The sequence below is a fragment of the Agromyces sp. CCNWLW203 genome, assembly GCF_036576125.1.
Taxonomy (GTDB): Bacteria; Actinomycetota; Actinomycetes; order Actinomycetales; family Microbacteriaceae; genus Agromyces.
In genome coordinates, this window is record NZ_JAZHYX010000003.1 from 53,943 (window position 1) to 74,066 (window position 20,124).

Annotated in this window: 24 protein-coding genes; 15 read left to right on the forward strand and 9 right to left on the reverse strand. The window is 70.5% G+C overall.

Translation table 11 applies throughout. From position 1 onward, the window contains the following. Positions 1-10 precede the first annotated feature (10 nt). On the forward strand, positions 11-631 hold the full coding sequence (locus tag VPH61_RS08385; RefSeq protein ID WP_332063056.1) for a histidine phosphatase family protein: 621 nt from the start codon (positions 11-13) through the stop codon (positions 629-631). A 21-nt stretch (positions 632-652) separates the two neighbouring features. On the opposite strand, the gene VPH61_RS08390 is transcribed toward VPH61_RS08385, so the two are convergent. Continuing rightward, positions 653-1,747, reverse strand: a complete 1,095-nt coding sequence (locus tag VPH61_RS08390; protein ID WP_332063057.1) for a glycosyltransferase family 4 protein — start codon at positions 1,745-1,747, stop codon at positions 653-655. Further along, on the reverse strand, positions 1,744-2,640 hold the full coding sequence (locus VPH61_RS08395; RefSeq protein WP_332063058.1) for an alpha/beta fold hydrolase: 897 nt from the start codon (positions 2,638-2,640) through the stop codon (positions 1,744-1,746). The genes VPH61_RS08390 and VPH61_RS08395 overlap by 4 nt, the downstream gene beginning before the upstream one ends. A 123-nt stretch (positions 2,641-2,763) precedes the next feature. Between VPH61_RS08395 and VPH61_RS08400 the strand changes: the two genes are divergently transcribed. Then, complete coding sequence (locus VPH61_RS08400) at positions 2,764-3,462, forward strand: exonuclease domain-containing protein (protein ID WP_332063059.1); 699 nt, start codon at positions 2,764-2,766, stop codon at positions 3,460-3,462. 125 nt (positions 3,463-3,587) lie between these two features. On the opposite strand, the gene VPH61_RS08405 is transcribed toward VPH61_RS08400, so the two are convergent. The 3 genes from VPH61_RS08405 to glgA form a co-directional block, all read right to left on the reverse strand. Then, entirely contained in the window at positions 3,588-3,836 is a 249-nt protein-coding gene (locus tag VPH61_RS08405; RefSeq protein WP_332063060.1) for a type B 50S ribosomal protein L31, read from the reverse strand. A 129-nt stretch (positions 3,837-3,965) separates the two neighbouring features. Continuing rightward, positions 3,966-4,751: an ABC transporter ATP-binding protein gene (locus VPH61_RS08410; protein WP_332063061.1), complete on the reverse strand. Its 786-nt coding sequence runs from the start codon at positions 4,749-4,751 to the stop codon at positions 3,966-3,968. A 69-nt stretch (positions 4,752-4,820) separates the two neighbouring features. Then, positions 4,821-6,008, reverse strand: a complete 1,188-nt coding sequence (gene glgA, locus VPH61_RS08415; RefSeq protein ID WP_332063062.1) for a glycogen synthase — start codon at positions 6,006-6,008, stop codon at positions 4,821-4,823. 80 nt (positions 6,009-6,088) lie between these two features. Between glgA and VPH61_RS08420 the strand changes: the two genes are divergently transcribed. The 6 genes from VPH61_RS08420 to VPH61_RS08445 all read left to right on the forward strand — a co-directional run bounded on the left by VPH61_RS08420 (position 6,089) and on the right by VPH61_RS08445 (position 10,450). Beyond that, on the forward strand, positions 6,089-7,336 hold the full coding sequence (locus VPH61_RS08420) for a glucose-1-phosphate adenylyltransferase (RefSeq protein WP_332063063.1): 1,248 nt from the start codon (positions 6,089-6,091) through the stop codon (positions 7,334-7,336). After that, complete coding sequence (gene serB / locus VPH61_RS08425; protein ID WP_332063064.1) at positions 7,333-7,995, forward strand: phosphoserine phosphatase SerB; 663 nt, start codon at positions 7,333-7,335, stop codon at positions 7,993-7,995. The genes VPH61_RS08420 and serB overlap by 4 nt, the downstream gene beginning before the upstream one ends. A gap of 53 nt (positions 7,996-8,048) precedes the next feature. Next, positions 8,049-8,579: a universal stress protein gene (locus VPH61_RS08430; RefSeq protein ID WP_332063065.1), complete on the forward strand. Its 531-nt coding sequence runs from the start codon at positions 8,049-8,051 to the stop codon at positions 8,577-8,579. Further along, positions 8,576-9,025 (forward strand): fluoride efflux transporter FluC, encoded by a 450-nt coding sequence (locus VPH61_RS08435; protein WP_332063066.1) that lies wholly within the window; start codon positions 8,576-8,578, stop codon positions 9,023-9,025. Before VPH61_RS08430 ends, VPH61_RS08435 begins: the two co-directional genes overlap by 4 nt. After that, positions 9,022-9,399, forward strand: a complete 378-nt coding sequence (gene crcB, locus VPH61_RS08440; protein WP_332063067.1) for a fluoride efflux transporter CrcB — start codon at positions 9,022-9,024, stop codon at positions 9,397-9,399. Before VPH61_RS08435 ends, crcB begins: the two co-directional genes overlap by 4 nt. 61 nt (positions 9,400-9,460) lie before the next feature. Beyond that, complete coding sequence (locus VPH61_RS08445) at positions 9,461-10,450, forward strand: SMP-30/gluconolactonase/LRE family protein (protein WP_332063068.1); 990 nt, start codon at positions 9,461-9,463, stop codon at positions 10,448-10,450. Between the two features lie 11 nt (positions 10,451-10,461). Here VPH61_RS08445 and VPH61_RS08450 read toward each other — a convergent pair whose 3' ends face one another. Next, the gene (locus VPH61_RS08450; RefSeq protein ID WP_332063069.1) at positions 10,462-11,172 is read right to left on the reverse strand and encodes a beta-ketoacyl-ACP reductase; all 711 of its coding nucleotides are present in this window, start codon (positions 11,170-11,172) and stop codon (positions 10,462-10,464) included. 133 nt (positions 11,173-11,305) lie between these two features. Between VPH61_RS08450 and VPH61_RS08455 the strand changes: the two genes are divergently transcribed. From VPH61_RS08455 to VPH61_RS08465, 3 genes are read left to right on the forward strand one after another with little or no spacing between them, the layout of a single operon-like run. Continuing rightward, entirely contained in the window at positions 11,306-11,680 is a 375-nt protein-coding gene (locus VPH61_RS08455; protein ID WP_332063070.1) for a DUF3099 domain-containing protein, read from the forward strand. Further along, entirely contained in the window at positions 11,677-11,934 is a 258-nt protein-coding gene (locus VPH61_RS08460; protein ID WP_332063071.1) for a hypothetical protein, read from the forward strand. Before VPH61_RS08455 ends, VPH61_RS08460 begins: the two co-directional genes overlap by 4 nt. After that, positions 11,931-12,767, forward strand: a complete 837-nt coding sequence (locus tag VPH61_RS08465; protein WP_332063072.1) for an SURF1 family cytochrome oxidase biogenesis protein — start codon at positions 11,931-11,933, stop codon at positions 12,765-12,767. The genes VPH61_RS08460 and VPH61_RS08465 overlap by 4 nt, the downstream gene beginning before the upstream one ends. Here the strand turns inward: VPH61_RS08465 and VPH61_RS08470 are convergent. Continuing rightward, a complete protein-coding gene (locus VPH61_RS08470) occupies positions 12,764-14,362 on the reverse strand; it encodes an ABC-F family ATP-binding cassette domain-containing protein (protein WP_332063073.1) in 1,599 nt (532 codons plus the stop codon). The genes VPH61_RS08465 and VPH61_RS08470 overlap by 4 nt on opposite strands. A gap of 134 nt (positions 14,363-14,496) precedes the next feature. Between VPH61_RS08470 and VPH61_RS08475 the strand changes: the two genes are divergently transcribed. After that, positions 14,497-15,612, forward strand: coding sequence for a winged helix DNA-binding domain-containing protein (locus VPH61_RS08475; RefSeq protein WP_332063074.1), 1,116 nt, complete (start codon positions 14,497-14,499; stop codon positions 15,610-15,612). 63 nt (positions 15,613-15,675) lie between these two features. Here the strand turns inward: VPH61_RS08475 and VPH61_RS08480 are convergent, their stop codons facing one another. Further along, entirely contained in the window at positions 15,676-16,239 is a 564-nt protein-coding gene (locus tag VPH61_RS08480) for a YceI family protein (protein ID WP_332063075.1), read from the reverse strand. A 116-nt stretch (positions 16,240-16,355) separates the two neighbouring features. Then, complete coding sequence (locus tag VPH61_RS08485; RefSeq protein WP_332063076.1) at positions 16,356-17,534, reverse strand: glycoside hydrolase family 3 N-terminal domain-containing protein; 1,179 nt, start codon at positions 17,532-17,534, stop codon at positions 16,356-16,358. A gap of 79 nt (positions 17,535-17,613) precedes the next feature. Here VPH61_RS08485 and VPH61_RS08490 point away from each other — a divergent pair, with 79 nt between their 5' ends. The 3 genes from VPH61_RS08490 to VPH61_RS08500 are packed head-to-tail and all read left to right on the forward strand — an operon-like array spanning position 17,614 to position 20,089. Beyond that, a complete protein-coding gene (locus VPH61_RS08490) occupies positions 17,614-18,744 on the forward strand; it encodes a hypothetical protein (protein ID WP_332063077.1) in 1,131 nt (376 codons plus the stop codon). 17 nt (positions 18,745-18,761) lie between these two features. Beyond that, entirely contained in the window at positions 18,762-19,598 is an 837-nt protein-coding gene (locus VPH61_RS08495; RefSeq protein WP_332063078.1) for an oxygenase MpaB family protein, read from the forward strand. Further along, positions 19,595-20,089: an Lrp/AsnC family transcriptional regulator gene (locus VPH61_RS08500; RefSeq protein ID WP_056008950.1), complete on the forward strand. Its 495-nt coding sequence runs from the start codon at positions 19,595-19,597 to the stop codon at positions 20,087-20,089. Before VPH61_RS08495 ends, VPH61_RS08500 begins: the two co-directional genes overlap by 4 nt. Positions 20,090-20,124 lie beyond the last annotated feature (35 nt).

Below are 20,124 nucleotides of genomic sequence, written 5' to 3' on the forward strand. Positions count from 1 at the left end.
GAGTGCTGACATGACGGATGCCGCCACCGACGACACCCGCACCGACTCGGTGCTCATCGCCCTGGTCCGGCACGGCGAGACCGAATGGAACCGCCAGCGACGCCTCCAGGGCATGACCGATATCCCGCTGAACGACACGGGTCGGGCGCAGGCCGTGCGCACGGCGACGTGGCTCGCGGCCGACGACGAGTGGCACGCGGTCTACGCCAGTCAGCTCTCGCGCGCCGCCGAGACCGCGGAGATCATCGCGCGCGAACTCGATCTGCCCGCGCCCACGATCCGCCCGGCGCTGGCCGAGCGCGCGCACGGCGTGCTCGAGGGACTCGATCACGCGAGCGCCCGCGCCGCCGTCGAGGCGCAGGTCACGACGATCGAGGGGCTCGAACCGCGCTCATCGGCGATCGCGCGGGCGACTGGCGCGCTCGAAGAGATCGCCGCATCCCACCCGGGCGGCAACGTCGTGGTCGTCACGCACGGCGACGTGATCCGCTCGCTCATGCTGCACCTCAGCGACTGGACGCTCCCGGCCGCCGGCTACGCGGTCGCCAACGGCTCTGTGCACCTCGTTCGCTTCGAAGCCGGCGAGCTCTCGCTCGTCGAGCCCGAAGCACTCACGGGCACCGACCCGTAGGCAACGACGCGTCGCGGGGTCTCAGCCGGCGCGGCGACGACGTCGCCCATTGCCGATCACCGTCGACTGCATGAGGGCGAGCAGGCGCTCGGCCGACGCCGCCCAGTTGTACCGGGCCGCCACGCCGACGGATGCCTCGGAGCGCCGCTCCCACTCCCCCGCGCGCTCGAGGGACCACAGGGCGGCGACGAGCGACTCGGGGTTCTCGGGGTCGAAGTACACGGCCGCGTCGCCGCCGATCTCGCGGAAGATCGGGATGTCGCTGACGACGACGGGCGTACCGAGGCGCATCGCCTCGACGAGCGGAATGCCGAAGCCCTCGGCCTTCGACGCGTGCACGAGTGCGGTCGCGTTCGCGAGCAGCTCGGCGTACGCGGCATCCGAAACGCCGTTGTGGAAGACGAGCCGCGCCTGCGGTGCCAGTCGAGTGAGCCGCGACCGTTCGTCGTCGCTGATGCGGCTGAGCAGGTGCAGTTCGTGATCGGGCAGGGCCGCCACGGCCCGCACGAGCGTGTCGACGTTCTTGTACGGCATGTACGAGCCCATGTACACGAGTCGATGCCCCTCGGGCCGCGTGCGCGGCAGGTCGGGAGCGCCGAGGTCGTCGGCCGCGTTCGGCACGACGGTGACGGGCCGGTCGGTCAGGTGGTGCTCGTGAATGAGCCCGGCCGTCGTCTCGGAGACCGTCACGACCTGGTCGGCGCGGTTCAGCAACATGCGCTGCGGCCACCAGGCGAGGTGGTAGAGCCGCCAGAGCAGCCGCACGGGCGCCGGCAGGTCGCGCGGCGGCGTGCGGTTCTCGTAGTAGATCAGGTCGTGCAGGGTCAACAGCAGCTTGTAGTCGCGCCCCCACGAGCCCATCGTCTGCATGGGCGTGAAGACGACGTCGGGCCGCAGCTTCTTCACCTGCAGGGCGACGAGCGGCTCGCGGATGCTCGTCGGCGAACTCACGAGCTGCCACGGCAGATCAGGCAGCATGTCGAGCTGGCGGTGATCGCTCACGAGCATGGTGAGCGGATGCCGCTTGCCGAGCTCCGTCACGATGCCCGCCGTGAACCGGCTGATGCCGTCGTGCTGCCCGATGCGGGTGTAGCGGCAGTCGACGACGATCCTCACGCGCGCGCCCCGGCGCCGAGGAACGTCAGGATGCGGGATGCGGCGTCGCCGGGCGTCTCGTAATGGATGAGGTGGCCGACCTCGGGGATCACCTCGAGGGTTGCATCGGGGAAGAGCGTGACGAGCCGGTGCTGCGCCGAGAGCGGCGTGATCTGGTCGTGCTCGGCGGCGACGAGGAGCGTCGGCACTGTGATGTCGGCGGCGTACTGGCTCACGTCGTTGCTGACGGAGGCCCGGAATGCCTCGAGCACGGCGTCGCGGTCGCCGAACGCCGAGAAATACCGGTCGTGCTGGTCGTGGATGAAGCGGCGGAGCGGCTTCGACCGGGTCTTGGCCATCGTCACGCTCATGACGCGCACGATGGCGCCGTTGCGCAGCAGGGCGAAGCCGGCGCGCTCGGGCAGAGCCGCAGCAGTGCGGTAGTAGAAGACCGCGAGCCGGGTCATGATGCCGCGCGGACCTTCGAGGGCCGGCGCACCGATCGGGTTGACGAGCACGAGGCGCTCGGGCGAGAGGCCCCCTGCGACCGCGGCCGACGAGACGATCGAGCCGAACGAGTGGCCGAGCAGGGTGTACGGCCCCGTGATGCCGACGGCGTCGATGAACGCGCCGAGCCAGGCGGCGTACGCCTCGATGTCGTGCGGGCGGCCTGCGAAGGTCGCGGACTCGCCGAAGCCAGGCAGGTCGGGCGAGACGATGCGGAAGCCGGGCAGCTGGGCGACGACCGGTTCGAGGCCGTGGTGGTCGCCGCGGAAACCGTGCACGAGCACGAGCACCGGGGCATCCGCTTCGCCGTACTCCCACCAGACCGTCTCGGTGCCGTCGACGTCGACGCGGTGCGCTCGCACGGGGATGCGAGCGAGCTGCTCGGCGTAGGGAGAGGTGATCATCATTGCCATTCTATGGTTCGACGCGGGGCAACGGCTGAGCCCTATCGAGAGCAGCAGAGCAGCGGATGCCGCCGACACGCGCCCTCGCGCGGCCCCGATGACGGTGGCCGACCATAGCCTGACGGCATGGATCTTCTGGGTGGCCACTGGGCCGACACACTCGCCGTCTTCGACCTCGAGACGACGGGCATCGACGTCGATACCTGCCGCATCGTGACCGCGCACGTCGGAGTGCTCGGCGCCTCGGGCGAGGTGCTCGAGCGGCGCGAGTGGCTCGTCGACCCCGGCGTCGAGATTCCCACTGCAGCGTCCCTCATCCACGGCGTCAGCACCGAACGGGCTCGGCTCGAAGGTCAGGCCGCAGTGGTCGCCGTCGCCGAGATCATCGGCGCCCTGGCGGATGCCGCGGCGCGGGGCCTGCCGATCGTCGCGTACAACGCCGCCTACGACCTGACCGTGCTCGAACGGGAGGCCGAGCGCTACGGTCACGACCGTCTTCCCGGCCCCGGGCCGATCATCGACCCCCTCGTCATCGACAAGGCCGTCGACAAGTACCGGCGCGGCAAGCGCACGCTCTCCGCGACCGCCGAGCACTACGGGGTCGTGCTCGAAGACGCCCATGATGCCGGTGCCGACGCCGTGGCAGCAGGCCGCGTCGCCCAGGCCATCGCCCGCACCTACCCTGAGCTCGCCGCGACCGCCGTCGCCGAGCTGCACGCCCGCCAGGTCGACTGGAGCCGCGAGCAGGCCGAGAGCTACCAGGCGTGGCGCCGCAAGAACGGCGAGCCCGAGTTCACGACGTCAGGCGCCTGGCCGGTGCGCTGAGTCAGAGGCACCGGGTCGGAGGCACTGGGTCGGAGGCGCCGAGCACGCCGCAGGCGGTCTCTGCCGCCGTGCCGGGGTACGACGAAGGCCCCGCCGATGGCGGGGCCTTCGCGGTACGACAGTGCTTACGCGCCGAAGCCCTTGAAGCGCTGGTTGAACTTCTCGACGCGACCGGCCGAGTCCATGATGCGCTGCTTGCCCGTGTAGAACGGGTGCGACTCCGACGAGATCTCGACGTCGATGACCGGGTAGGTCTCACCGTCGAGCTCGATCGTCTTGTCGCTCTTCGCCGTCGAGCGGGTGAGGAACGTGGCGCCCGAAGCGAGGTCGCGGAAGACGATTGCGTTGTACTCGGGGTGGATGTCGGTCTTCATGGAGACTTCCTTGGATTTCAGCTGGTGAAGCATTCGGACGGTGGATTACGAAACCTGCGGGTGCGCAGGGAAGAAAAGGTGGCCCACGGGCCAGCTATCGATCTTAGCAGAATCGACAGCGGGATGCGGTCACACGGCGCGCGCCGCGTACCGGCCGTCGGTTTCGGTCAGCTCGATCGTCATGCCGAAGGTCTTCGAGAGGTTCTCGGCCGTGAGCGACTCCGCGAGCGGACCCGCCGTGACGATGCCACCCTTCTGCAGCAGCAGGGCGTGCGTGAAGCCGACGGGGATCTCTTCGACGTGGTGGGTGACCATCACGATCGCGGGAGAGGCCGACGACGCGGCGTAGCCGCCGAGCAGCGCGACGAGCTCTTCGCGAGCACCGAGGTCGAGGCTCGCGGCCGGCTCGTCGAGCAGCAGCAGTTCGGGGTCGGTCATGACCGAGCGGGCGATCTGCACGCGCTTCTGCTCGCCGTCGGAGAGGCTGCCGAAGCGGCGGTCGGCGAAGCCCTCGAGGCCCCACTCCGAGAGCACTCGCTGCGCGCGACGCAGGTCGATCGCCTCGTACTCCTCGTTCCAACGGCCGGTGACCGAGTACGCCGCGGTGAGCACGACGTCGATGACGGTCTCGTTGCGCGGGATCTTGCGCGCCATCGCGGTCGACGCGAAGCCGATCATGGGGCGCAGCTCGAAGACGTCGACCTTGCCGAGGGCCTCCTGCAGCACATCGGCCTTGCCCGACGTCGGGTGCATCGCCGCGGCCGCGATCTGCAGCAGCGTCGTCTTGCCCGCGCCGTTCGGCCCGAGGATGACCCAGCGCTCGTCGGAGGCGACGCTCCAGTTGACCGAGTCGAGGATCGTGTTGCCATCGCGGACCACCGACACATCGTGGAACTGCAGAACCGTGCTCGCCATGCGTCCCATGCTATCGGCAGCGCGGGGCTCGCTCGGCACGCCGAGGCGCGCCGAGCGCGTCGACGCGGTTCACCGAGCGAGCACGCGACCGTAGAGTTCGAGCGTGCGTTCGGCGATCGCGGCCCAGCCGAAGTCGGTCTCGGCGCGGCGGCGACCGGCGGCGCCCATCTCGGCTGCACGCACCGGATCGCTCACGACGGCGGTGAGCGCCGCAGCGAGATCGGCGACGAAGCGATCGGGGTCGACGGGCGTGCCGGTGCCGTCGTCGAGCTGCTCGATCGGCACGAGCACCCCGGTGACGCCGTCGGCGACGACCTCGGGAATGCCGCCCGTCGCGGTGCCGACGACGGGGGCGCCGCAGGCCATCGCCTCGAGGTTCACGATGCCGAGCGGCTCGTAGACCGACGGGCAGACGAAGGTGGTGGCGGCGGTGAGCAGGGCCGAGAGCTCGGCGCGAGGCAGGTGCCGATCGATCCAGACGACGCCGTCGCGTTCGGTGCGGAGTTCGTCGACGAGCGCCGTGACCTCCGCCATGATCTGCTCGGTGTCGGGCGCGCCCGCGCAGAGCACGAGCTGCACGTCATCGGGCAGGAGCCGCGCCGCCCGCAGCAGGTAGGGCAGGCCCTTCTGTCGGGTGATGCGGCCCACGAAGATCACCGACGGCCGATCGGGGTCGACGCCGAGCGAACGCACGAGGTCGGGAGCGTGATGCGGAGCCCAGTCCTCGAGGTCGATGCCGTTGTAGACGACCTCGACCCGGCTCGGGTCGATGGAGGGATAGGAGCGCAGAATGTCGCGGCGCATGCCCTCGCTCACCGCGATCACCGCATCGGCGTCTTCGAAGGCGGCGCGCTCGACCCACGACGAGAGGCGGTAGCCGCCACCGAGCTGCTCGGCCTTCCAGGGCCGTAGCGGTTCGAGGCTGTGCGCTGTCACGACGTGCGGCACCCCGTGCAGGCGCTTCGCCGTGAACCCGGCGAAGTTCGCGTACCAGGTGTGCGAGTGCACGAGATCGGCTCCGGCCGCGTCGCCCGCCATGAGCAGGTCGACGCCCATGGTGCCGAGCGCGGGGTTCGCCGCCGTGAACTCGGGCGGAGTCGGGTAGCCGAACGTGCCCGGTTCGTCGCGCGGCGCGCCGAAGCATCGCACCCGCACATCGATGCTCGAACGCAGGGCTCGAACGAGTTCGGCGACGTGCACACCGGCACCGCCGTAGACCTCGGGTGGGTACTCGCGGGTGAGCAGGTCGACGCGCATGCTGCAAACGTAGCGCAGCGGCATCCGTCACGCCCCGACTTCACGGCCCGCGGATGCCTCGCGCTGACTACAGTTGGGGCATGGCGACGCGCAAGGTATTCGGCATCGTCCTCGCCGGCGGCGAGGGCAAGCGACTCATGCCCCTGACAGAAGACCGAGCGAAGCCGGCGGTGCCCTTCGGCGGGCAGTACCGCCTGATCGATTTCGCACTCTCGAACCTGCTGAACTCGGGGCTGCGGCAGATCGTCGTGCTCACGCAGTACAAGTCGCACAGCCTCGACCGGCACGTGTCGCAGACGTGGCGCATGAGCGGTCTCCTGAACTCGTACGTGGCCTCCGTACCCGCGCAGCAGCGTCTCGGCAAGCGCTGGTTCTCGGGGTCGGCCGACGCGATCCTGCAGAGCCTCAACCTGATCTACGACGAACAGCCCGACATCATCGTCGTCGTCGGCGCCGACCACGTGTACCGCATGGACTTCAGCCAGATGATCGACGCGCACATCGAGTCGGGCGCTGCCGCAACCGTCGCCGCCATCCGGCAGCCGATCGGGCTCGCCGACCAGTTCGGCGTCATCGAGGTCGACGCCGCGAATCCCCGGCACATCCACCGGTTCCTCGAGAAGCCCACCGACCCGGTCGGGCTCCCCGACTCCCCCGGCGAGGTCTTGGCCTCGATGGGCAACTACGTGTTCAACGCCGACGCCCTCATCGACGCCGTGCTGCGCGACGGAGAACGCACGGACTCGAGCCACGACATGGGCGGCGACATCATCCCGGCGTTCGTGGCGCAGGGTGCGGCGGGCGTCTACGACCTGCAGAACAACGAGGTGCCGGGCTCGACCGATCGCGACCGGTACTACTGGCGCGACGTCGGAACCATCGACTCGTTCTTCGAGGCGCACCAAGACCTCATCTCGGTGCTGCCGGTCTTCAACCTCTACAACCGGGAGTGGCCGATCTTCAGCCAGCAGCTGAACTCGCCACCGGCGAAGTTCACCCGCGACGCTCGCGGCACCCTCGGCACCGTCATCGATTCGATCGTGTCGCTCGGTTCGGTCATCTCGGGCGCGCACGTCGAACGCAGCGTCATCGGGCCGTGGGCGAAGGTCGGCTCGGGCGCGCACGTCTCCGACTCGATCCTCTTCGACCGCGCGCGCATCGATGCGCGTGCGACCGTGCAACGGGCGATCCTCGACAAGGAGGTCATCGTCGAGGCGGGCGCCCGCATCGGCGTCGACCGTGCCGAAGACGTCGCGAGAGGCTTCATCGTGACCGACAGCGGCATCACCGTCGTGGGCAAGGGCTCGCGCGTCCGGGCCGCCGCGTGAGCGCCCGCTCCACCGGCCGCGCGAGCGGCCCCCTCGTCGTGCTCGACGCCGACTCGACCCTCATCCGCGAGGAGGCGATCGAGCTGCTGGCCGAAGCCGCCGGCACGCTCGAACACGTCGCCGCGGTCACCGAGCGCGCCATGCGCGGCGAACTCGACTTCGCCGAGAGCCTGCGCGAGCGGGTCGCCACCCTCGCAGGACTCGAGGTCGCGGTGCTCGCCGCCGCACGCGAGCGGATGACCCCCACCCCGGGTGTGCAGGAGCTCATCGACGGCGTGCACGCCGCCGGCGGGCGCATCGGCGTGGTCTCCGGCGGCTTCCACGAGCTGCTCGACCCGCTCGCCGAGCGCCTCGGGCTCGACTTCTGCCGTGCGAATCGGCTCGGCACGGTCGACGGGCGACTCACCGGCCTGGTCGACGGACCGATCGTCGACGCCGCCGCGAAGGCGACCGCGCTCGCCGAGTGGGCGGATGCCAGTGGCATCCCGCTCGCTCGCACCGTGGCGGTGGGCGACGGGGCGAACGACCTGCAGATGCTCGATCGTGCCGCGCTCGGCATCGCCTTCTGCGCGAAGCCGATCGTGCGGGCGCAGGCCGACCTCGTGATCGATCGCCCCGACCTCTCACCGGTGCTCGTGGCCCTCGGCCTGCGCGGGTGAGCTGCGGGTGCCGTTCGTTGACCCTCGCACGCGCCGCGGCGTAGCATCGCGGCATGGCTGAGGTCGAGGGTGGTGGCTCGGCGCATCCGGTGATCGTCGGCGTGGTGCCCGGCCAGCCGGCCGAGGTGGTGCAGCAGGCCGTGCTCTTCGCCAGCAGGTTCAGAGCCGAGCTCGTCTGCGCCTACGTCAACCCGGCCCGGTATCTCGTCGAGGAGGCGGCCGACGGAACCGTGGAGAGCGCCTCCCTCGACCCCGACTTCGTCGACGATCGCGAAGCGGTGTTCGACGAATCGCTCGCCGAATCGCTGCATCGCGCACTCGCGACGGCCGAGGTGCCGTGGCGCACGCTCGCGCTCGTCGGCGACGTCGCCGGCGCGCTCGGGCACCTCGGGGAGACCCTCGACGCCGCCATGATCGTGGTGGGCGCTCACGAGCATTCGTTCGGCGGGAGTCTCCGCGAGTTCTTCAACCGTTCCGTGGGTGCGCAGCTCGCACACCGCCAAGCGCGACCGGTCGTCGTCGTTCCCGCGTCGCGGCACGCCTCGCAGCAGGCAACGGAACCCCGCCACGGAACCGCCTCGTGACGGGTGCACGGCCCCCGCACCTTCGTTGGACCGCGATCGCCCTCGTCGTGGCGGGCGGCATGGCCGGCTCCGCCGCTCGCGCCGGGCTCGCCCTGACGATTCCCGCCGTCGATGGGGTGCCGATCGCGATCGCGATCGTCAACGTGGTCGGCGCGTTCGTGCTGGGCTGCCTGTACGCCGCGCTCACGCACCGCGAGCAGGACGACGCATCCGCCATTCAGCTGCGACTGCTCGTCGGAACCGGCTTCTGCGGCGGCTTCACCACGTACAGCGCGCTCGCGAGCGACACGGTCGCCCTGGTGGCGAACGGTGCCGTCGCCGCCTCGATCCTCTACGCCCTCGGCACGTTGCTGATCGGGGCATTTGCCACGTGGGGCGGCATCGTCGTCGGACTCCGATTCAGCGGTACTGGCGGACGCTCCCGTCAGGGCGGCGGGGCCGCATGACGCTCCCCCTCTTCATCGTTGTCGTCGTCGCCGGCGGCCTCGGCGCCGGCGTGCGCTTCGTCGTCGACGGGCTCATCCGATCGCGAATCCGCACCGCGTTCCCCTGGGCGACGACGGTGGTCAACGTCTCGGGCTCGTTCGCGCTCGGGGTCGTCATCGGCGCGGCACTGTCGAACCTGCTGCCGCCAGAGCTCGCGGTCGTGCTCGGAACCGGCTTCCTCGGGGGCTACACGACCTTCAGCACCGCAAGCTACGAGTCCGTGCAGCTCATCCGACAGCGTCGACTCGCCGCCTCGCTCGTCAGCGGCGTGCTGATGCTCGTGCTCTCGGTGGCCGCGGCCGCCCTCGGCCTCTGGCTCGGCAGCGCGTTCTGACGCGTCTGGGAGTCCGCTCCGAACCCCGAAGGCACCGCCAGCACCGGCGTACGATGCCCGCATGACCAGTCGCAATGTCGCGCGTCTGTTCGCGACCGCAGCCCTGACCGCCCTCCTCGCAGCAACCGCCTCGCAGGCCTCCGGCATCGCAATGTCGCCGCCGGGCTCGACCAGCTCGGCAGACTCCTCGGGCTCGACCGATTCGACCGGCTCCCTCGTCGACCGCATCGCACTGCCGAACGGGTTCCAGCCCGAGGGCATCGCGATCGACGCCCATGGCACTGCGTACACCGGTTCGCTCGCCGACGGCGACATCTACGCCGCCGATGTGCGGTCCGGCGAGGGCGAGATCATCGCGCAAGGGCCTGGAACCCCCTCAGTCGGCCTGAAGGTCGACCACCGCGGCCGTCTCTTCGTCGCCGGCGGGCCGTCTGGCTCCGCCCGAGTCATCGACACCGAGACGGGCGAGTTGCTCGCGAGCTACCAGCTGACGACCGATCCGTCGTTCGTGAACGATGTCGTGCTGACCCGGTCGGGCGCGTGGTTCACCGACAGTCAACAGGCCCGGCTCTACCGGCTCCCCCTCGCCCCATCGGGCGCGCTGCCCGAGGCCGACGAGGTCGAGACGCTGCCACTGACCGGCGACTGGATGCAGCAGCCCGGCTTCAACGCCAACGGCATCGCCCAGACGCCCGACCGGCAGGCGTTGCTCGTCATCCAGTCGGCCACCGGAACGCTCTTCCGTGTCGACCCCGCAACGGGTGATGCCACCGCGGTCGACCTCGGCGGCATCGCCCTGACCGCCGGCGATGGACTGCTCGTGTCCGGACGCACGCTCTACGTCGTGCAGAACCGGCTGAACACCGTCGCCGTCATCGACCTCGACGCGGCGGGCACGAGCGGCATGCTCGTCGACCAGCTCACGAGTCCCGAGTTCCAGGTGCCGACCACGGTCGCCGCCTACGCCGACAGCCTGTTCCTGCCGAACGCCCGATTCGGCACGCCGCCCACGCCCGACACCACGTACCAGGTGACGCGCATCGATCGCTGAGACCGAACGGCCTAGTGCCCCATGCCGAGTCCGCCGTCGACCGGGATGACGGCGCCCGAGATATACGCGGCATCGTCCCCCGCGAGCCAGGCGACGACCTTCGCGACCTCGTCGGGCGCGGCGAACCGGCCGAGCGGAATGTTCTTCTTGTACTCGGCCTGCTGCGCCTCGGGCAGTTCGTCGGTCATGTCGGTCTCGATGAATCCGGGCGCCACGACGTTGGCGGTGATGTTGCGGGCGCCGAGCTCGCGGGTGAGCGAGCGGGCCATGCCGACGAGCCCCGCCTTCGACGCGGAGTAGTTGACCTGGCCGGCCGATCCGTAGAGGCCGACGACACTCGAGATGAGCACGATGCGGCCGAACCGGGCCTTCAGCATTCCCTTCGATGCGCGCTTGACGATGCGGAATGCGCCCGTCAGGTTGGTGTCGACGACGCTCGTGAAGTCGTCTTCGCTCATGCGCAGCAGCAGCGTGTCGCGCGTGATGCCGGCGTTCGCCACGACGACCTCGACCGGGCCGAGGGCGGCTTCGATCTCGGTGAAGGCGGCGTCGACGGATGCCGCGTCGGTGACGTCGGCCCGAACGGTGAGCGAGCCTTCGGGCCCCTCGCCCGAGCGGGCGGTCACGGCCACACGGTGACCCTGGGCGATGAACTCGCGGGCGATCGCGAAACCGATTCCCCGGTTGCCACCGGTCACGAGAACGGTGCGGCTCGTCGTCATGCGTACTTCTCCTTCTGGCCTCGGGCCGATCGGCCCGTTTCAGCTTAGAGGCTCCTGTATTCGGGGCATCCGTCGCCCGCGGTCGGACGTAGGCTTGAAGCAAGAGGAGCGCCGCAGGACCACGGCGACCACCATGATGCAGCAGCAGTCGATCACCACGCTGCCGCCCTCGCCCGAAGTGGAGCGGCGGGCGCGCATGATCAAGTACTCGATCGCGATGTCGATCCGCGTGCTCTGCGTCATCGGCCTGCTCTTCGCACGGGGCTGGTGGCTCGCGGTGTTCGCAGCGGGTGCGATCTTCCTTCCGTACTTCGCCGTGGTGCTCGCGAACGTGCAGGGCTCCGGCCGTCAACGCGCGGTGCTTCGTCCCGGCGGTCTCATGCGCCGCACTCCCCCACCTGCTGCCGGCGGTACGCCCGGCCCGGCTGGCGCCGCACCGCACGACGAGCCGACCCGCGAACACTCCGACGACGACTCGGCCCGCGATGACGAACGCGGCGCCGCATGATCGGTGGACTGGGCGCGTCGCCCGACCACGGCACCTGCTCGCGCGCGCAATGCCGTGAGCCGGCGACCTGGCGCATCGACTGGCGCAACCCGCGCATCCACACCGGCGACCGCAGCAAGACCTGGCTGGCCTGCGACGAGCATGTCGACTACCTGCGCGGGTTCCTCGAGGCGCGGTCGTTCCCTGTCTCGGTCGCCGCCTTCGCAGACATCCACGAACCGCGGGCCGACTCCGCAGACGGAGACGACGAGTGAACGACTGGCGATTCCTGCTGCATCGGCGATGGGCGGGCTATCTGCTGCTCACGGTCGTCTTCGCGATCGTCTGCTCGGCGCTCGGCGCCTGGCAGTTCAACCGACGCACCGAGGCGCTCGCCGAGGTCGCCCGCATCGACGCGAACTACGATGCCGCCGCCATGCCGGTCGGTGAGGCGCTGCCCGATCCCGACGCCTTCGACATCGATCAGCGCTGGCAGGTCGTAGCCCTCTCGGGCGAGTACCTGACCGACGACGAGGTCGTCGTGCGCAATCGCCCGTTCGAGGGCAGCTCGGGGTTCCAGGTCATCACCCCGTTCCGCGTCGACGACGGCACCGTGTTCATGGTCGATCGCGGATGGATCGCGCAGAACTCCGAGGGCCGCCCGAGCGATGTGCCGCCGCCGCCGAGCGGGCACGTCGAGATCGAGGCTCGGTTGAAGGCCGGCGAAGGGCGCATCGACGGCCGCACGTCGACGGGTGCCGAGTTCGCGACGATCGACCTCGAAGAGCTCGCCGAGCGCGTCGGCGAGCCGAGCTACACCGCCGCCTACGGCGTGCTCGTGCAGACGGGCGCCGACGCCGACGAACCGCCGCTGGCGGCGGCACGGCCCGAACGCGACGAGGGTCCGCATCTCTCGTACGCGCTGCAGTGGTACGTCTTCGCACTCATGGGCTTCGTCGGGCTCGCCTGGGCCGCGAACCAGGAGCGCAAGGTGCTCGCCGAGACATCCGGTTCGACGGATGCCGCGACTCGCGCAGCCCGCAAGACGAGGGTGAAGCGGCGGGACGCCGACTCCGACCTCGAGGACGGCGTGCTCGACCGGCGCTAGGCCAGCTCGATGAGCTCCTGGTACTCGCGGCTCCAGTGGTCTTCGGTGCCGTCGGGCATGATGAGCACGCGCTCGGGGTTCAGCGCCTCGACGGCGCCGGGGTCGTGCGAGACGAGCACGACCGAGCCCTCGTAGTGCGCGAGGGCGTCGAGGATCTCGGCGCGGCTCGCGGGGTCGAGGTTGTTGGTCGGTTCGTCGAGGAGCAGCACGTTGGCCCCCGAGACGACGATCATCGCGAGCGCGAGACGCGTCTTCTCACCGCCCGAGAGCACGCCGGCGGGCTTGTGCACGTCGTCGCCCGTGAAGAGGAACGAGCCGAGCACCTTGCGCGCCTCGGTCTCGGTGAGGTTCGGCGACGCGCTGACCATGTTCTGCAGCACCGATCGCTTGACGTCGATCGTCTCGTGCTCCTGCGCGTAGTAGCCGACGCGAAGGCCGTGGCCCGCTTCGACGACACCCGTGTCGGGCGCGTCGACGCCCGCGAGGATGCGGAGCAGCGTCGTCTTGCCGGCGCCGTTCAGGCCGATGATGACGACCTTCGAACCGCGATCGATCGCGAGGTCGACAGCGGTGAAGATCTCGAGCGAGCCGTAGCTCTTCGAAAGGTCGGAGGCCGTGATCGGCGTACGGCCGCACGGAGCGGGCGTCGGGAAGCGGAGCTTCGCGACGCGGTCGACGGCGCGCACCTCCTCGAGTCCGGCGAGGAGCTTCTCGGCGCGGGCGACCATCTGGTGCGCCGCGGCGGCCTTGGAGGCCTTGGCGCCGAACTTGGCGGCCTGCAGTTGCAGGACCCCCGCCTTCTTCTCGGCGTTCATCCGCTCCTTCTTGCGGCGCTCCTCGTCGGCGGCGCGCTGACGCTGGTAGTGCTTCCAGCCCATGTTGTAGATGTCGATCGCCGAGCGGTTCGCGTCGAGGTAGAACACGCGGTTCACGACCTCGCCGACGAGCACGACATCGTGGGAGATCACGATGACGCCGCCGCGGTAGTTCTTCAGGAACTCGCGGAGCCAGACGACGGAGTCGGCGTCGAGGTGGTTCGTCGGCTCGTCGAGGATCATCGTCTCGGCGTCGGAGAACAGGATGCGGGCGAGCTCGATGCGACGTCGCTGACCACCCGAGAGGGTCTTCAACGGCTGGTCGAGGATGCGGTCGGGCAGGTTCAGGTTCGAGGCGATCGAGGCGGCCTCGGCTTCGGCGGCGTATCCGCCGAGCGCGTTGAAGCGGTCGGTGAGGTTGCCGTACTTCTTCATGGCGCGCTCTGCGACCTCGGGGTCGTCGCTGCCCATGTTCAGGCTCGCCTCGTGCATGCCGAGCGCGATCTGACCGAGTCCGCGTGCATCGAGGATGCGGGTGCGAGCCAGCATCTCGGGATCGCCCGAACGCGGGTCCTGCGGGAGGTAGCCGATCTCACCGCTGCGGTCGATGCGGCCGCCGGTCGGCAACGTCTCACCCGCGAGCGTCTTCGTGAGGGTGGTCTTGCCGGCGCCGTTGCGGCCGACGAGGCCGATCTTGTCACCGTTGGAGACGCGGAAGTCGACGTGCTCCATCAGCACGCGCGCACCGATGCGGATCTCGAGATCATGAACGGCGAGCACGGGATTCCTCCGAAGGAACTGGGGTGGGATTGCGTGCCGAGCGGCACAGCCTCCCAGTCTATCCCGCCCGGGCGAGGCGGCGAGCAAGCAAGCAGGCGAGAGCGGATGTCACAGGCTTCCGGCAGACTCGCAGCATGACGACGGATGCTTCGCGCGCCTCGACCTCGACGGTGCGTGCCGCCCGGTTGGCTGCTCAGGGTCTCGACGGCGGCTTCGACTCCCCCGCCGCAGCCGTCGAGCGGCTGGTCTGCCTGCAGGCGCAAGACCTCGCGGCGGCGAAGTGGGTGCTCGGGGCCCGGGTCCCGCGCGCGACCGAGGCCACGATCGACGCGGCCATCGACGAGCGCGTGCTGCTGCGCTCATGGCCGATGCGCGGCACCCTGCACTTCGTTGCTCCCGAGATGCTCCGGCCGATCCTGAGACTCACGGCTGCACGGCTCATGCAGCGGGCGGCGAAGACCCACCGCGACGAGGGCCTCGACGACGAGGTGCACGCCGTCGCCCGCCGGGTCGCGGTGCACGAACTCGAGGGCGGGCGGGCCGCGACGCGCGACGAACTGCAGACGGCGTGGGCGGCAGCGGGCATCGACACCGCCGGGCAGCGCGGCTACCACCTCATCTGGCGCCTCGCGAACGAAGGGCTCCTCTGCTGCGGCCCGGTCGAGACCCGCGCGAGGCAGCGCTTCGTGCTGCTCGACGAGTGGTCGCCGCGCCGGCCCGACGAGCCCGAAGACACCGACGAGATCCTCGGGCGTCTCTTCACCGGGTACGTACGCGGCCACGGGCCGGTCACGGTGCGCGACTTCGCGTGGTGGACCGGAATCACGCTCACGCAGGCGCGCATCGCGCAGGCGGCGGCGGGCGAGGCCGTGGTCCCGTTCGACGACGAGCGCTTCGTCGCCGCCGATGCTCCATCGATGCCGGCCGTGTCGTCATCGGCCGAGCCGTCGGGCCGCCACGTGCTCGCCCCGTTCGACGAGTACTTCCTCGGCTACGGCGACCGCTCGGCGTTCTGCTCCGACACCGACGCGCTGCGCGTCGTGCCCGGCAAGAACGGCCTCTTCCTGCCGATCCTCGTTGCGGCCGGCGAGGTCGTCGGCACCTGGCGCCGTGCGCCCGAGCGCCGCGGCACGACGTCGATCGAGGTGACTCGGTTCCGCGGCCGACCGGCGGTGAGCGGATTCCGCCCCGCATTCGAGCGATGGGCGGCATTCTGGTCGACCGAGCTCGGCGAGATCACGACCACGTGAACCGACGACGAAGGGCCGGATACCGAGGCATCCGACCCTTCGTGAACCAGCGCTCGGCGCTGACTACTGCTCGAGCGCAGCCTGCAGCTCGAGGGTGATCGTGACCTGGTCGCCGAGGAGCACGCCGCCGGTCTCGAGCGCCGCGTTGTACTGCAGGCCGAAGTCCTCGCGGTTGATGACGGCCTTCGCCGTGGCGCCGCCCTTGTAGTTGCCGTAGGGGTCGCCGCCGAAGCCGCCGAAGTCGAAGTCGAAGGTCACCGGCTTCGTGATGCCGCGGATCGTGAGATCGCCGTCGATCTTGAAGTCGCCCTTCTCGACGCGCACGCCGGACGAGACGAAGTCGATCGTCGGGTAGGTCTCGGCGTCGAAGAAGTCGCCGGTGCGCAGGTGCGCGTCGCGGTTCGGCTCGTTCGTCGTGACGGAGGCGACCTCAGCCGAGGCGGTGACGCTCGAGTCGAGCGGGTTCTCGGCGGTGATGAACGTCGCGGTGAAGCGCTCGAACTTGCCCTTCACCTTGCTGATCATGATGTGGCGGATGCTGAAGCCGACCTCGCTGTGAGTGGGGTCGATGTTCCAGGTGCCAGCGCGGTAGCCGGGGATCTCGATCGTCGGTGCAGTCGTCGTCATGTGTGGCGGTCTCCCGTGTTTTCGATGTCATGGCGGCCGTGCGGCCACGCATATGCAAACGCATAGACACTCAGGGTATTCCCTGTCGATGGAGTTTCTTCCGAAGATCTCCCGGATCAGCCCGCGAGCGTGCGCCGCAGTGTGAGCACGCGCGCGGCAGCGTCATCGAGTTGTTCCGCCGAGATGCGCCCCGAGTGCACGGCTCCTGCGACCGCGCCGACGAGGCCCTCGACGGAGATGCCCATCGAGCCGGGATCGGCCGGGAGCACGTAGAGCAGCAGGTCGGCGCCCGCCGCCACTGCGCGCACGGCGTTCTCACCGGGATCGGCGAACTCGGGCAGCCCGTTGTGCTGCAGCATGAGCATGTCGTCGGTCACGACGACCCCGTCGAAGCCGAGTTCGTCGCGCAGCACGCGATGCCATGCCGGCGAGAGCGACGCCGGCGCCGGGTCGACGGCCGGATAGCTGAGATGACCGGTCATCACGAGTTCGGCGCCCGTTTCGATGCCGCTGGCGAACGGCAGCGCCGGGCCGGCGCGCCACTCGTCGATGGTGAGGGGCGCGGCCGGAATGCTCGAGTGCGAGTCGCCCGGCGCCGCCCCGTGGCCCGGGAAGTGCTTGAGGGTGCTCGCGACGACCCCCTGCTCCCCCGCGACCGCGCCGGCCACCCGCTCGGCCGAACCGCCGGGGTCGGTGCCGAGCACGCGCCCGAAGATGAACGAATCCGGATCGGCGGTGACATCGGCGACGATGCCGAAGTTCACGTTGATGCCGCTCGCGGCGAGTGTCGCCGCCCTGGCCGCGAACGCCGCCTCAGCGGCGGCGGGCGCCTCGGCGCGAAGCGAATCCGCTGCAGCAGCGCCGTCCCAGGGCAGGCGCTGCACCTCGCCGCCCTCCTCGTCGATGCCGATCAGCACGGGGGCCTCGGGATCGGCCTGCACGGCCGCCGTGAGCGCCCCGAGCTCGGCCGGGCCCGCCGGCACGTTGTCGCCCATCAGGATGAGGCCCGACACGCCCGCGTCGACGTACGCCCGCAGCGGCGCCGGGTCGGTGCCGGGCGCGTGCAGCATGAGGAGGGTCGCCGCCTTCTGCTCGACGGTGAGCTGCGACATCCGCTCATCGACCCATTCGGCGATCGGATCGATCGGCCTCGGCGTCGGCGTCGAGCTGGGCGTTCGCACCGATTCGGCGGGCGTCGCGGCGCCGTCATCGGTGGACGCGCCGGCGCAAGCGGTCAGCGCGAACATCACTGCCACCACGAGCAGTGGCAGTCGTGCAGTTCGGGCGGCGCGCATTCGAACGACTCTACGGTGCGTGTCCGAACGACCGCCGAGAGCCGCCGTGGGTAGACTCACGGCCTCGAGAGGGGGTCTCGTGCGAACGCGACCGGGGTACGCGGTGATCGTGGCGGCATTCGTCGCCGCGGCGCTGATGCTGCCCGCAGCTCCCGCCGCCGGCGAGGACTATCCCAGCTGGGAGGAGGTCGCCGCCGCGAAACAGGACGTGGTCTCGCGCGAGGCCGAGGCCGCGCGCATCGGCGGACTCGTCGCCTCGCTCGAGTCGACGGCCGCGGCGCTCGGCGACGCCGCGGTGGCCGCGGCGGGCGAGTCGGCCGCCGCAGCCGCGGCACACGCAGCGGCCGAGGAGCGAGCCACGACGCTCGCGGGCCAGGCGACCGCGGCAGACGCCGAGTCCGTGGCCTCGAGCGAGCGACTCGGGCGCGTCGGCGCGACGCTCGCCCGATCGGGCGGGGCGGATGTCACGATGCGACTGCTCTTCACCGACGACGCCTCGACCGACCTGCTGCAGGGGCTCTCCCGTGCGGCGCAGCTGACGACCATCTACGGCGGCATCGCCGACCGTGCCGAGGCCGCCAAGGCCGCGTCGGCCTCCCTCTCGGCGCAGGCCGACGTCGCCGAACAGGAACGATCGCGTCTCGCGGATGCCGCGGCCGACGCCGCAGCGGCAGCCGAGTCGACCCACGCGGCCGCCGAGGCTGAACTCGCCGAGCAGAAGGTCGTCGTCGACACCCTTTACGCGCAGCTCGCGAGCCTGCGCGACAGCACGGCCGCACTCGAGCGGCAGTACCAGGCCGGTGAGCAGCTCCGGCAGGCCGAGGAGGCCCGACTGCTCGCCGCCGAGGCCGCCAGCGGCGACTCGGTGAACGTCGGAAGCGCGCCGCCGCCCGGCGTCGTGGTCGACGTCGCCGGCGCGAAGGCCTACGCGGCAGCCGCCGTCGCGCGCTACGGCTGGGGCTCGGGCGAATACCAGTGCCTCGTGAAGCTGTGGACCCGCGAGTCGAGCTGGCGGGCCGACGCCTACAACGCCTCGAGCGGCGCCTACGGAATTCCGCAGTCGCTGCCGGGTAGCAAGATGGCCAGCGCGGGAGCCGATTGGCGCACGAATGCCGCGACGCAGATCGAGTGGGGCCTCTCGTACATCGCCGACCGATACGGCAGCCCATGCGGCGCCTGGGCGCACTCGGAGCGATTCAACTGGTACTAGCGCTACAACTGGGAGTGATGCGTGCCGATACGAACGATGACGAACTCGCGGTCTTCCGCCGCCACGGCGCCGAGGGCGTGCTGCTCCTCGGCGGCGGCGCCGCGATCCTGCTGCAACTCGCCGACCCTCGCGTCGCTCGTGGTGTGGCCCGGCACAGCGGCTTCCGCGAACGCCCCCTCGATCGCCTGATCGGCACGCTCGACTACGTCTACGCGATCGGCTTCGGCGACGAGCAGCTCGCCGCCGAAGCGGTACGCACGGTCAACCGGCGTCACGCACCCGTGCGCGGAAGCGCCGAGGGCGGGCAGCCGGCCTACAACGCGTTCGACGCCGACGCGCAGCGCTGGGTCGCCTCGACGCTGCTCGCCGTCGCCCTCGAACTGCACGAGCGTCTCGAGGGGCCGCTCCCGGCCGCCACCGCCGACGTCATCGTGCGCGGCTACGCGCCGCTCGGGGTGCGGCTGCAGGCCGCCGGCGAGGGATGGCCCGACACCCGCGCCGACTTCGACGTCTGGTGGGCCGAGCGCCTCGCCGCCCTCGAGGTCGGCGATGAGGCTCGGGCCGTCGCGAGGAGCCTGCTGGCCGACGCATCCGCTCTACCGCTCGGTGCCGGGCTGCTGCTGCCGCTCGTGCGCCTCATGACGGCGGCGCTGCTGCCGGCGCCGATCCGGGCCGCTTACGGATTCAACTGGACGCCTCGGGTCGAGCGCGTCGCGAACGGATGGCTCGCCGCCATCGCCGCGCTCTGGCCGTTGCTGCCCCGCGCCATCAGGCACGCCCCGATGCGGGCATCGCTTCGACGCGCGAAGCGCCGCAGCCGGTACTCTGGAACCGAGCAACGAGGACGAAGATGACCCAGTCAGTACCGCACCGCAACGATGCGCTCGACAGTATCGACCGCAGCATCGTCGCCGAGCTGAGCCGCGACGGCCGGCTCTCGGTGCGCACCCTCGCCGAGCGCGTGCACATCTCCCGCACCGCCGCCCACAACCGCGTGCAGCAGCTGCAGCAGCGCGGAGTCATCACGGGCTTCGGCGCGCACATCGACCGCAAGGCGATCGGCCTGAACATCTCGGCGCTCGTCGTGGTGCGCATCGGCGAGGTCTCGTGGGAGGAGATCGCGGCGAAGCTCGCGACACTGCCGTTCGTCGAGAAGGTGCAGGCCGTCTCGGGCGACATCGACATCATCCTCACGGTGAGCGCGCCCGACCACGAACAGCTCAGCCAGGCGATCCTCCGCGACATCCATGACATGCCGGGCGTCGTGTCGACGCGCTCGCACCTGATCCTCGCCGAGATCGAGGGTCATCCGCCCGCGCAGACGCTGGACATCTGGCGCACCTGACGGCCCTCGCAGCGGACGAACGGCCACGCTTTCGG